This is a genomic window from Flavobacterium sp. NPDC079362, from assembly GCF_050267765.1.
Lineage (GTDB): Bacteria > Bacteroidota > Bacteroidia > Flavobacteriales > Flavobacteriaceae > Flavobacterium > Flavobacterium azizsancarii.
In genome coordinates this window covers 40,930-55,158 of sequence record NZ_JBNNFM010000026.1, presented here as the reverse complement: position 1 = coordinate 55,158, position 14,229 = coordinate 40,930, and the positions used below count along the sequence as shown (strand labels likewise).

Here is a 14,229-nt window from a genome sequence, read left to right as displayed (position 1 = left end):
CGATTAATACAGCTATCAAAATGATAAAATCTTCTCATTTTGATAACAAAACAATTATTGCTCAATAACTGGGATTTCGTCTCTTAAAATCCTCCGGAGACAATATTTACACAAATTCAAAACATTTATAATAAAAACTGAAAGTCCTTTTTCAACCTCCCGTTTAACTTCGCTTTATAAAATATTCAAACAAAAAGAGTACAGATATAAACGATTCAACTATGAAAAAAACCTTTAACCTATTTCTTGCCATTTTCACCGTTACCTTAAGTGCTTTTGCCCAGCCCAATCCTGATGATACTTCTTTGGCTTGGTTTAAAAAAACAACTGGGGTAATTCAGTTTCAATTAAACAAAGCGGCACAAACTTATAAACCGGGGAAAAATCCGCGTTCTGTAAATCCCGACGGAACGGTAAGATTAGCCGGCTTAACCGATTGGACAACGGGTTTCTTTCCCGGAAGTCTTTGGTACGGATATGAACTTACAGGAGACAAAACATTAGAAAACGAAGCAAAAAAGTTTACGCTCGCATTGGATTCTATTCGAAATATAAAAAATACTCACGATGTGGGTTTCATGCTTTTTTGTTCTTACGGAAATGCATACAGAATTACGGGAGACAAAATTTACCTTCCCGTTTTGGCAGATGGCGCTGCAAATCTTTATGCCCGTTTTAGTCCAACAGTGGGTACAATTCGTTCCTGGGACTTTGCATGGTGGCATTATCCTGTAATTATCGATAATATGATGAACCTCGAATATTTATATTGGAGTGCCAATCAATTTAACAAACCCGAATATACTGATGCCGCTACTACGCACGCTTTAACCACTATGAAAAACCATTTTAGAAAAGATTACAGTTCTTATCATTTGGTTGATTATGATCCAAAAACAGGCAAAGTATTGCGCAAAGCAACACATCAGGGTGTTACAGACGAATCGGCTTGGGCGCGTGGTCAGGCTTGGGGATTATATGGGTATACCTTGTGTTATGCCAATACTAAAAATCCAAAGTTTCTGGAACAAGCAGAACATATTGCCTCTTTTATTATGAACCATCCACGAATGCCAAAAGATAAAGTACCGGTTTGGGATTTTGATGTACATAATGCCTTAGATACTGCTGAACGTGCGCCAAGAGATGCGTCTGCAGCTGCCGTAATAGCATCGGCTTTATTAGATTTGAGCACTCAGGCAAAAGACGGAAAAAAGTACTTAAACTATGCCGAGGATATATTAAAATCGCTATCATCAGATGCTTATTTAGCAAAACCGGGCGAAAATAGCTTCTTTTTACTAAAACATAGCGTAGGTGCTTTTTTATACAATTCAGAGATTGATACGCCACTTGATTACGCTGATTATTACTATCTGGAAGCTTTAAAAAGATACGCTACAATCAAAAAAATTGATTTCTCGCAGAAATCGTAATTTAGCCAACTGAGATGAAAATTATAAAAACCACATTTATTTTTGTATTTATCATACTTCTTGCTCAAAACACTTTTGCGCAGGAAGCAAAAATCGATAAATCAAGTTTTGCCGCTATTAACTTAGAAAGTAAAGGGCTTGAAAAAGTAAAAGAATTAGTAGCAGCCAAAAAATATGACGAGGCTGCCAAAAAACTTTTGCAATATTACCGCACTCGAACCAATGTAAAACACTTGGATTTTAATCTTGAAGACAACGCCAAATTTGCCGGTAAAAAAGTGAATGAAAATACGCTGCAACTTGCCAATGATATTTTAGAACACAAATTCAAGCCCCATAAAGGTTATCCTGCGTATGATTATGGCAAGGATATCAACTGGCAATATCGTCCTGTACAAGATCAGTTGTTGACTACTTTTTTGCACAGAACTGCTTTTTGGGAATCTTTAGGAGTTGTATATCGCAGTACAGGCGACGAAAAATACGCCAAAGAATGGATATTTGAAATGCGTGACTGGATCAGCAAAAATAAACAAGGTGCTTACCCAGATGATAAAGACTATGCCTGGAAAGCGTTTGTAGTCTCGTTCAGGCTGAATCACTGGTCAGGATTTTTTAATTTATTCGTTAATTCTCCCAACTTTACTCCTGCTTTTTTAATGGAATTTTTAAATTCTTATAATGAACAGGCCAATTATGTAATGAACAATTATACAGATGTTGGCAATCATCGTTTGTATGAAGCGCTTCATTTAATGTATGCCGGAAGCTCATTTCCTGAAATGCCGGAAGCTACAGCGTGGCGTAAAAGCGGCATTACCGTTTTAAACGAAGAGATTAAAAAACAAGTATTGCCAGATGGTGTTCAGTTTGAGTTATCTACTTCTTACCATATTGGAACCATCAAAATATTTTTGGATGCCTTGCAAATTGCACAATTAAACGGATCAGAAAAAGAATTTCCTGAAACGTATCACAATCTGGTTGAAAAAATGGTACTGGCTGTGGGCAAATATTCCTTTCCGGATTATACATTTCCGTTGTACGGGAATTCGTTTTTAACCAATAAACCGCTTATGCTCAAAAATTATCAGCTTTGGGCAACCGTTTTTCCTCAAAACAAAGTGATCGAATATTACGCAACAGATGGCAAGTCAGGCAAACAACCTGATTATTTTTCGAGCAGTTTACCAAACGCAGGATTTTATGCTTTTAGAAACGGTTGGGATACAAAATCTACCGTAATGCAAATAAAAGCTGGGCCGCCAGCCGAGTTTCACTCTCATCCTGACAACGGCAATTTTGTCCTTTGGGTAAATGGCCGTGATTTTACTCCGGATTCCGGCAGTTTTATCTATGCCAATGTTGGCAATCAGGAAAATTCAAAAAGAGACTGGTACCGTTCTACTCAGGCACACCAAACCCTGACTCTTGATAATAAAAACATCAATAACGATGCAAAAGTAAATAAATGGCAACCGGATGGTGATGTTCAGCAATTTACTTACACAAATCCGAGTTACAAAGATTTAAACCATCAGCGAACTTTTCTTTTTATTGATAAAACTTTTTTTGTAATTATCGACAGAGCAATAGGAACCGCCAAAGGCAATCTGGGCATTCATTATAATTTAAAAGAAGACAGCAAAGCAACTGTAGATATTGGCAACAATAGCATTACAACCAATTATAGCGATGGCAATAACCTCCTGATACAAGTTGTAAACAAGGACAAAGTAAATGCAAAAGCAGAACCCGGTTTTGTATCCTATCAATACCAAAAAGAAACTGCACGTCCTGCTTTTGTTTTCGAAAAAGGTAAAAATGATGACATTACACAAGGCTTTATTTCGATATTATATCCTTACAATGACACTACTCCGCCCGTGATAAAAACAACGGAAAATGCAGGACATAATCTGGCCAAAGGAATAATTGATATCACGATAACAATAAATAATAAAACCAGTAACATAAAACAAAATTTAACTTTTAAAAAACATTTCAGGTTGCAAAATTAATTATGTTTAGTCCCTATGGGACAATTATTCTACTTCTAATGATTTGTTACCAATATATAATCTCTCCGAGATATAATTTTTAGATATTTATCTATTTTGAAAAAGAGTTCCAGAAAAATAGGACTTAAAAAGACAATCCGTTAGGATTTAAATATTGGTAACAAGACATCGACCGGATAAAATATCCCGTAGGGATTATATTTAAATATATTTTAAAACCAGTTCATTTGCTGAATTGTTAGATTAATTTAAAAAAACTACCACTAACCACATTTATATTAATTAGAAATATGATGAATAATTTAAAAAAAATCACAGCATTATTTTTCATGCTATTAGCAGGATATATAACCCACGCTCAGGAAATGCCTATTACCAAGGCAAGTTTTGATAATATCAACCTATTCTATCCGGGTTTAGAGAAAACAAAGCAGTTGTATACCGAAGGTAAATATGATGCCGCCGCAAATGAATTACTAAGTTATTACCGCAACCGTAAAACGATCAGACATCCTGATTTTAATGTAGGAGATGAAGCGCGTTTTAGAGGAAAAGATATTGGAAATGCCAATAAGGAAAAAGCAGATAATGCATTATTGCATAAATTTCAACCGCATAAAGGATACGGTTTTTTTGATTACGGAACAGATATCAACTGGGATTACTGGCCTATAAAAGACAATGAAGTGCGTTGGCAGCTGCACCGTGTTGCGTGGTGGACTTCTATGGGATTGGCATACAGAAGTTCTGCTGATGAAAAATACGCCAAAGAATGGGTTTTTCAGTTTAGAGATTGGGAAAAGAAAAATTATCTTGGACGTTCTGAAGAAAATGACCGTTTCGCCTGGCGTCCGCTAGAAGTATCAGAACGCATACAAAGTCTTCCGGGAATCTTTAATTTGTTTGTAGTTTCTCCAAATTTTACACCATCATTTTTGTTGGAGTTTTTAAACAGTTTCAACAAACAAACAGCTTATATTCCTCAAAATTACAGTAAGGAAGGCAATCACCTATTATTTGAAGCGCAACGTGTTTTGGGCGCAGGAGCATTTTTTCCGGAATTTAAACAAGCTACTGAATGGCGCAAAAGCGGAATCGAAATCCTGAACCGCGAAATAAAACTACAAGTTCTTGCCGATGGTGTGCAATGGGAACTTTCGCCAACTTATCATGTAGGTTGTATCGAAATTTTTACGAAAGCCTATAATGCTGCAAAAATGGCAGGTGTAGCAAAAGAATTTCCCGAATCTTATATTAAAACAATTGAGAAAATGATACTGGTTACAGCCAATATCTCTTTTCCCGATTACAATTGCCCTATGTTTGGCGATACTTGGGTTGTCGATAAAAATGTTAGAATAAAACAATTTGCTGCATGGTCCAAAATGTTTCCAGATGATGGACTTATTCAATATTATGCTACAGAAGGAAAATCAGGAAAATTACCCGATTATTTATCAAATGGATTCCCAAATGGAGGGTTTTATACTTTTAGAAACGGATGGAATGATAAAGCTACCATAATGGTTGTAAAAGCGGGTCCACCGGCAGAATTTCACGCTCAGCCAGACAACGGAACTTTTGAGCTTTGGATAAAAGGACGCAATTTTACTCCGGATAGCGGCTGTTATATTTACAGCGGTGACGCCGAAGTGACTAAAATGAGAAACTGGTACCGACAAACAAGAGTACATTCTACTCTGACATTGAATAATGAGAATATGATCATTACCAAAGCCGAACAAAACAAGTGGAAAACCAGTAAAAACCTGGACATCTTAACCTACACAAATCCTAGTTACAAAGATTTAAACCACCAACGTACAGTACTTTTTGTTGATCAAAAATATTTTATAATTATTGATAAAGCCATTGGCAAAGCCACCGGAAATTTAGGAGCTCATTTTCAATTAAAAGAAGACAGCAAACCTGTTTTTGATAAAACAAATAATAAAGTCTATACCACTTATGAAGATGGAAACAACCTTTTGATTCAATCTTTAAACACAGACAAAGTAACGCTGAATGAAGAAGAAGGAAAAGTATCTTACTCCTACGCAAAAGAAATTGCCAGACCTGCGTTTGTTTTTGAGAAGGCAAAAAAAGATGCTGCAACACAACAATTTATAAATATCTTATATCCGTTTGAGGGTAATAAAACTCCCGAAATTAGTATAAAACCAAATACTGGCAATGATTTCGAGAAAGGAATTATTAACCTGAGCATTAGTATTGATGGCAAAAAAAGCGATGTAAAAGCCAATTTACAGGATTAAAAAAAATTAAGAATTTATGTTTTCGCAGACGTCTAAGAGTTATTTTAGACGTCTTTTTTTTGCTCTTATTCAAACATTCCCTAATCTATAATTTATTGTTTTTCAAAGAATTATAACCTACCACAACCGCAATCTTTCATTTCGATCCCGAAGCTTCGGTAGAGAAATCTCCGTTTGAAGCTCGGCAAAGATCAGCGACACTCATTACGTCCCGAGGTTTCGGGATAGTGTGATTGCTTCGTTCCTCGCAATGACAAAAATTCGCGATTATCCGTGTTTTCGCTTGCGATCCGTGTCATCCGCGTACCATTTTTCACTCGTTAAAACATTAAGCTTTCCTATGCAAGAAAAATAATAAATCCCAGAGGGATGCCATATTTATAGAAAATTATAACAGTATTTGAATAGAACCCCAGCGGGGTGACATATAATAATATTAATTGAAACCGTTGGGTGTAATTATTTTTAACACATAGAAACATAGAATCATTGAACTTAAAAAAGGCGTTTCACTAGCATTAACAAACATGGCTATGTGTGAGAAACGAGTTTCTTTTTATTTTACTTTTTTCACAATCATAAATGCTATGTTTCTATGGGTGCCAATTAAAACATTTAGACATTTCACCAAACGGGGTAATTGAACTAATATATCGCTCCGCTGGAGCTCTTTTCCCTTATCCTTTTATGATTTCTATAAATATATCGCTCCTCCGGAGCTTACCTCATTTAAAAAAAACTAAGAATATCACAGAGGAAATCCGTGATCATCCAAGTTTTCGCTTGCAAATCCGTGTCATCCGTGTGCCATTTTTCACCCGTTAAAACATTCAGCTTTACTACAGAATAAAAGAAATAAAATCCGCGATTATCCGTGTTTTCGCGATAGCAAATTCGTGTCATCCGTGTGCCATTCTGCAATATGTTTTTATGAATTCTAAACTAATTATTCAAAATAAAAACCATTTTTAAAATTTAAATTTCATTTCCTAAAGAATAAAACATTCTGCCAATTTTAAATTAATAAGTTTTATCTGAAACATCAAAATAAATCAACAAACCATACCATAAAAAGGTCCTTAAAAGACAACTATTAAACTTAACAATTTCCTGTATTTCGCTTAACTTTTAATCCTACTACCCTATTTCAAAATTGATTAGTAAATACGGTACTTCTTTAGAAAAATATTTCAAAAAAACAACATCAAAACCTGATTTCTCCTTTGTTTTCGGGCAACTAAAACGTTGTATTAATCAAAATCAATAGCTTTTTGGACGTATTCAAAACTGTCATGTATACCCGATTTCTATATTTGTTTTAATTAAATCCGAAAAAAACATGACCAATCAAAAAAAAACCAACCGACCGCTTCAAAATCTATTTTTATTTACCCGTCGCAAAATTCCCCAGCCCCTTTCTCAAGTTAATTATTTGTTATATTTTTCTCCACAACATCAAAAATAGTGGCTGATTTATTACACAAAACCAAAACCAATTTAAATAACACCAATAGGAAATAAGCATAAAACTTATTCCGGTTTAAACAAAAATTATGAAAAGGACTATATTTTTATTTTTGTTACTTATAACTTGTAAAGTTACTTACGGACAAAATATTACCGTAAATGGTACCGTTACCGATGGGCTAAAATTGCCTTTACCGGGAGCATCTGTTTATGAAAAAGGAACCAAAAATAGTACGACAACATCAATTGATGGTGCTTATCAAATTAAAGTAAAACCCGATGCTATATTGGTTTTTACTTTTATGGGAACAAAAACTACCGAAATACCAGTTAAAAACAGAACTACTATCAATACCAAATTAATAGACGATACCAACAATCTCGATGAAGTAGTTGTTGTAGGTTACGGAACAAAGTCAAGAAAAAACATTACCGGAGCCATATCTTCTGTAAAAGGAGAAGAAATTGCAAAGATGCCGGTGCAAAACGTGGCGCAAGCCTTGCAAGGCCGTATCGCAGGTATGCAGGTTACTATGCCTGACGGAACTCCCGGAGCTGAACCTACGCTAAGAATTAGAGGCGGTACTTCTATCACACAAAGCAACGAGCCTTTGTATGTAGTTGACGGAGTGGCGCAAACAGGTGGATTGGGCTTCTTAGACACCATGGATATTGAATCTATGGATGTATTAAAAGATGCCTCATCAACCTCTATTTATGGTGCTCAGGGTGCAAACGGAGTTGTTTTGGTTACGACCAAGAAAACAAAAAGCGGTAAACTAACTATTGGTTACGATACTTACGGGGGCATTAAAACAATTGCCAAAAAACTTGACGTAATGAATCCGTATCAATACACCCAATTAATGTATGAAGGCGCTACAGATGATGTAAGATTACAGAAATTTATAAAAAACTATGGTACCTGGGATGAATTAGCTTCTCTTTATCAAAACAGACCCGGAATTAACTGGCAGGATGAAATTTTTGGAAACGCAGTTCAGTCTCAATATCACAAGATAAGCATGAGCGCCGGTGGAAACGAAACCAGATTCAATGCATTTTATTCTGTTAACAATGATCAGGGAATTATGCTTGGCAGCGAATCTGTAAAACATATCGCAAAATTAAATGTAACTCATAATGTAACCGATAAACTTTCTGTTAATGCCATCGTCAATTATTCTAATCAAAAAATAACAGGCTTAGATACAGGTGAAGGCGGAAATGCCAGATTGAGCATGTTACAGACTTTGCTGCAATACCGACCAACCATTGGAAAAAATGGCGTAGATGAAGACCTAAAAACCCTTGTCGTTGACCCATTAGACAATCAGGATTCACCTATCTTTCAAAGTCCGTCGATTACGATCGACAGTCAAAAAAGAGAAGCCATTACCAGATCGATCAATATGAGTTTGCAGCTTCAATATAACATTACACCTGAATTAGTCTATCGTGGATTGGTAAGCTATACAGATAACAATAATAACAGTAAATATTTTAATGATGCCCGAGGTATTCAGGCGATCAGAAGCGGCGGTCCTAATGGCGGAGTTACCAATAATATAGCTACACGCTTAAATTACAATAATGTACTGACCTATAGTAAAACATTTTCTGCAAATCATAAATTTGATGTTACCGCCGGTCAGGAATATATTTACAATTATTCCGAAGGAATTACAGCAACTGCAAGTGCTTTTCCTGATGTAAATTTAGGTTGGGACAAGCTGCAATTGGGTACCATTGCAGGTATTCCAACAACATTTGCTGAAGATGATAAAATGCTGTCGTTTTTTGCTAAGACCAGTTATTCGTTTAAAAATAAATATCTATTTGCTGCAAGTATAAGAGCAGATGGTTCTTCAAAATTTGGCGCTGATAGCAGATGGGGATATTTCCCGTCAGTATCTGCCGCTTATCGAATTATTGAAGAAGATTTCATGAGAAACCTTCCGGTATTTTCAGACTTAAAATTTCGTTTAAGTTATGGTGAGGCAGGAAATAACCGAATCGCCAATTATGCTGCATTAGGGGTTTTTAATTCCGGATCTTATCCTATTAACAATCAAACCAATATCACAGCGTATCAAAACAATATTCCTAACCCGCTATTAAAATGGGAAGCTACTAAATCGACCAATATCGGTTTAGATTTAGGATTTTTTAAACAAAGAATCTCGCTTACTACTGAGTTATATGAAAATCGTTCTAAAGATTTACTTTACAACACCCGTGTACCGGCAAGTTCAGGCTTTAAAAAACAATTTCAGAATATTGGTGCCACATCAAACCGTGGTATAGAATTTACGCTGAATACCATAAACGTAAAAAAGGCCGATTTTAATTGGAGTACCAATTTTAATATTGCTTTTAATAAAACCAAAGTACTGGCTTTAAGCGAAGGAGAAAATTCATTAATAACCAATAGTTACACAACTTCAAACGACTACATACTACAAGTAGGAAAACCGGTTGGCGTAATGTATGGCTATGTTCGCGATGGTTTGTATCAGGTAAGCGATTTTGATTATAATGCAACTAACAGTACTTATGCCTTAAAATCAGGAGTAGTTAGTGATAATGTCGCAGTACAGCCGGGATTTATTAAATTTAAGGATATTAGCGGTCCAAATGGCAAACCAGACGGAGTAATCAATGACTTAGACAGAACTATCATAGGAGATTCTAATCCTAAATATACAGGAGGTTTAAACAATACTTTTAGTTATAAAGGATTAGATCTTAGTATCTTCCTGGATTTCTCCGTAGGCAATGATATCTATAATGCCAATGTACTTAACAATTCAAAACTGAATCAGGAAAACCTAAACACATTTGCCATTTATGCTGACAGATGGACAACGATTAATGCAAGCGGACAACGTGTAATAGATCCTACAGAATTAGCAGCTTTAAATGTTGGAAAAACCAATCCTGCCTTCAATGGTAATACAACAGGCCGTTTGTACAGTGATATTATAGAAGACGGTTCGTTCTTACGTATTAATAACATAAGTTTAGGATATACACTGCCAAAAAAATGGCTAAGCAATACTAAAATTTCAAACCTGAGAATCTATTTTACAGCTAATAATGTATATGTATTTACCAAGTATTCCGGGTACGATCCGGAAGTAAGTGTAATTAATAGTGCCATCACCAGAGGAGTTGATTTTAGTGCTTACCCAAGAAGCAAATCCTTTCTTACGGGTTTAAATATTTCGCTATAATTTAAAGTTTAAAAAAATGAAAAAATATATATTTTCCTTTAAAGCAATTGCAATAGTTGGAATAACTTGCCTGCTATTACCGCTAAATTCATGTGAAAAAGAACTGGAAGTAACACCTTACTCCTACTTTACAACTGCTAATTTTTTTACCAATGCCAAAGAAGCCAATATGGCTGCATTAGGTGTTTATGAACCTATGTCGTCTCTGGATAGTTATGGGTGGAATATTTCGTTGGTTTTTGATGCTGATACTGATATTAGCCAGATCAGCGGTTTAAGTTCTGATGACTGGCGAACAGTAGCACATTATCAGGGAATTTCGCAAACGACTGCTTTTTATAGCGCATGGAGTAAATTGTACGAAGGTATCGATAGAGCCAATGTCGTAATTGAGAGAATCCCCCAAATGGATTTGTACGCAAATGGAACCCAAGCCGAAAAAGATCAGTTAAACAGATATATTGGCGAAGCTAAATTCCTGCGTGGTTTTTATTATTCAGATTTAGTACGCTTATGGGGTGATGTTCCTTTTAAAATAAAAAGCTCACAAGCCGGAGATAATCTTAAAGGAGCGCTTGTTGACCGCTATGAAATTTATACCCAAATAATAAAAGACATGCAGGAAGCAGCTGTCCTTTTGCCCGAACAAATACCTACAGACGAACGTGTTAATAAATGGGCTGCAAAATCGATGCTTGCCAGAGTAGCGCTGTTTGCGGGAGGATACTCATTAAGTGCTGACGGAACTATCAAACGTCCGGCTAATTATAGAGAATATTACACGATAGCACAAAAAGAAATCAATGATGTTATGGCACAAAATCCATATAAATTAAATCCTTCTTTTTCTAAGGTATTTAAAAACCAATGTCAGCATGTTTTAGAACCTACAGAAAATATTTTTCAAATTGCTTTTTACAATTCTGCCGGAGCTAAAGAAAACGGATCTTATGTGGGGTATTTCAACGGGGCATTAACATCAAACGGACTTTATGCCACAACTGTAGGAAGATGTCTGGTACCAAAACCATTCTATACTAGTTTTACAGAAGGAGATCAGCGAAGAGATTTCTCGATAGCAACTTATACCATTAATGCACTTGGTAATAAAGTAGCACTTTTAACTACCAAACAAGACGAAAGCTGGACAGTAGCAAAATGGAACAGGGAATATCAGACTAATGCTGTTCAGGAAAGACAGTATACACATATCAATTGGGTTGTTATGCGTTATTCTGATTTACTTTTAATGCGCGCTGAAGTAGAAAATGAATTAAACGATGGCCCTAATACTATCGCTTATGATGCCATTAATCAAGTTCGAAAAAGAGCATTTGGTGCAGACATTCAAGGAAGTAGAATTGCCATTGATATAAAAACCAAAGGAACAGGATACACAACGCCAGCCAATACTATTATTCAAATTACAGGTGGCGGCGGTAGTGATGCTGCGGCAGCGGTGATAACACTCACAAGCGGCGGAATTGGCACAATTGGAATGTTACGTTCCGGTGACGGTTATAGTTCTGCGCCAACTGTAAACATTACAAGCACGGACGGAAAAGGTACAGGAGCAACAGCAACAGCCAGACTTTTGCCAAAACCAACAGCGACAGAAATAAATTTGCCAACAGGTCTTAGCAAAGAAAATTTCCTAAAAGCTTTGCAACAGGAAAGAGCCTGGGAACTTTCAGGTGAAGGTATGCGAAGAGCAGATTTAATAAGATGGGGAATTTTAGGAGATAAATTAACAGAAACAAGTACAGCTGTCAAAGCAATCAGAACTACTTACTTCTACCCTTCTATTACCAATTTTGTGGCAGGAAAACATGAATTATATCCTTTTCCACAAAACGAAACTGATGTAAACAAAAGCATTACACGCCAGAATCCGAAGTATTAAAAAATAAAATTAATACCTTTTTGATTGCTTATAAAACCAGCTGCTTTTTATAACCAATCAAAAGAAAAATCGAAAATTTAAGAGCAAAAAACACAAGAGTAAAGCAATCCTAATAGCGGAAAAAATTGAGATTTAAAGAGATTTTGCAAAATCTGTAAATAAACCTCAGTCATAATAGGGATTAGGTTAAAATAAGTGATTATTATTTTTAGAAAATCAATCAATTTTTGGACATTAATGCAGAACTTGCCGTTCTGCATTAATTGTTTTTAAGAGAAGATAAAATAATAAATTAAAGTTAAGATTATGAATACCTTAAACGATACACAAATATCAAAATCCTATGCAATCGGAATTGATATTGGTGGTACTTCACTTAAATGTGGCGTTGTGAATGAACTTGGAGAAATCCTGTTTTCTTTTTTAGTTTCTCTAAGCGGAGCAAAAACCGAAGCCGAAATTATAACCTCAATTGTCAATGCAATTACACAATGTACGGATCAGCTAAACGAACCTATTGTAGGTGTTGGTATTGGTTTTCCCGGACTTATTGAAGACAATGTAATTGTGGGCGGTGGCGTTAATTTGCCTGGTTTTGAACAATTGCCATTGGGTAAAATTCTAAAAGAACGAACGGGACATGATATTGTAATTGATAACGATGCCAATTTAATGGGGCTTGCCGAAGTAATGTACGGCGCAGCCAAAGATAACGATGATGCTGTTTTTCTAACCATAGGTACCGGAATTGGTGGTGCTATCCTTATCAACAAAAAACTTTTTGGAGGCTACAAAAATCGTGGCGCCGAATTAGGACATACGGTAATTCATCATAACGGAATACAATGTCCTTGTGGCGGACGTGGCTGCTTAGAAACCTACGCTTCTGTTACCGCTTTGATTGAATATTATAAATCTCAAAACAAAACCGCAGAGGAAAATACGGACGGCAAAGCTATTATCGAAAAATATCTTGCTGGTGAAGATCATGCTCTAAAAACAATGCAGCACCACTTTGATTATCTCGCATCAGGAATTGTCAATTATGTAAACATATTCAGTCCGCAAAAAGTGATTATTGGCGGAGGAATCAGCGAAGCAGGTCAGTTTTATATCGATGAACTAACAAAAAGGGTAAAAAAACATGCCCTTCCTGTTTCATTTTCAAATACAAAAATTGTAGCCGCAACCTTAGGCAACAAAGCAGGATTATTAGGTGCGTGTGCCAACGCCTTTCAGAAATTTCAAAAGACAGAATACGCGATATAAAAAAACGTTGTGTCTTCCTTATCTCCCAAACTAAACCCGACAGGTTTTAAAAACCTGTCGGGTTTGATAAGTATTGTTTCAGAACATTATTGAATAGCCTCCAGCTTTAGCGGGATGTAAAAAGATACGACGTAAACAGGCTTTAGCCAAACCAATACCATTTTGGCTAAATTTTTTTTTTAAAACATAAATCCCCCTAGCTGAAGCTAGGCGCTATGCAAAAAAACTTTGCGGCTTTGCGACTTTGCGCGAGAAAAACTTCAGCGGCCTTAGCGCAAAATTTTGCCACCCTTACGGTTAAATACGCCATGAATCTACTTTGTGTCTTCCTTATCTCCCAAACTAAACCCGACAGGTTTTAAAAACCTGTCGGGTTTGCTAAGTATTGTTTCAGATGATAATTGAATAGCCTCCAGCTTTAGCTGGAGGTAAAAAGATACGACGTAAACAGGCTCTAGCCAAACCAATACTATTTTGACTAAAGCCTGTTTTTTAAACCTAAATTCCCCTAGCTGAAGCTAGGGGCTATGCAAAAAAAACTTTGCGACTTTGCGACTTTGCGCGAGAAAAACTCTAACCTTGCCATTAAAATCACCACAAATCAATAAATAATAAATCTTT

General features: G+C 36.0%; 6 protein-coding genes. All 6 read left to right on the top strand.

All coding sequences use genetic code 11. The annotated features are described in order from the left end of the window. The first annotated feature begins 221 nt into the window (after window positions 1-221). A complete protein-coding gene (locus ACQKCJ_RS18790; protein WP_427402661.1) occupies window positions 222-1,436 on the top strand; it encodes a glycoside hydrolase family 88 protein in 1,215 nt (404 codons plus the stop codon). A gap of 14 nt (window positions 1,437-1,450) precedes the next feature. Then, window positions 1,451-3,457: a heparin-sulfate lyase HepC gene (gene hepC / locus ACQKCJ_RS18785; protein WP_427402660.1), complete on the top strand. Its 2,007-nt coding sequence runs from the start codon at window positions 1,451-1,453 to the stop codon at window positions 3,455-3,457. A gap of 290 nt (window positions 3,458-3,747) precedes the next feature. Next, window positions 3,748-5,733 carry a heparin-sulfate lyase HepC gene (hepC, locus tag ACQKCJ_RS18780; RefSeq protein ID WP_427402659.1) on the top strand — a complete coding sequence of 662 codons (1,986 nt, stop codon included), beginning with the start codon at window positions 3,748-3,750 and terminating at the stop codon, window positions 5,731-5,733. A 1,553-nt stretch (window positions 5,734-7,286) separates the two neighbouring features. Further along, complete coding sequence (locus ACQKCJ_RS18775) at window positions 7,287-10,436, top strand: SusC/RagA family TonB-linked outer membrane protein (protein WP_427402658.1); 3,150 nt, start codon at window positions 7,287-7,289, stop codon at window positions 10,434-10,436. 16 nt (window positions 10,437-10,452) lie between these two features. Beyond that, window positions 10,453-12,339, top strand: coding sequence for a RagB/SusD family nutrient uptake outer membrane protein (locus ACQKCJ_RS18770; RefSeq protein WP_427402657.1), 1,887 nt, complete (start codon window positions 10,453-10,455; stop codon window positions 12,337-12,339). Window positions 12,340-12,645: 306 nt separating this feature from the next. Beyond that, a complete protein-coding gene (locus ACQKCJ_RS18765; protein WP_427402656.1) occupies window positions 12,646-13,608 on the top strand; it encodes an ROK family protein in 963 nt (320 codons plus the stop codon). The last annotated feature ends 621 nt before the right edge of the window (window positions 13,609-14,229 follow it).

Coding starts and splice junctions, on each gene's coding strand:
- hepC (WP_427402659.1), top strand. CDS start 3,748: ATGATGAATAATTTAAAAAAAATCACAGCATTATTTTTCATGCTATTA.
- ACQKCJ_RS18775 (WP_427402658.1), top strand. CDS start 7,287: ATGAAAAGGACTATATTTTTATTTTTGTTACTTATAACTTGTAAAGTT.
- hepC (WP_427402660.1), top strand. CDS start 1,451: ATGAAAATTATAAAAACCACATTTATTTTTGTATTTATCATACTTCTT.
- ACQKCJ_RS18765 (WP_427402656.1), top strand. CDS start 12,646: ATGAATACCTTAAACGATACACAAATATCAAAATCCTATGCAATCGGA.
- ACQKCJ_RS18790 (WP_427402661.1), top strand. CDS start 222: ATGAAAAAAACCTTTAACCTATTTCTTGCCATTTTCACCGTTACCTTA.
- ACQKCJ_RS18770 (WP_427402657.1), top strand. CDS start 10,453: ATGAAAAAATATATATTTTCCTTTAAAGCAATTGCAATAGTTGGAATA.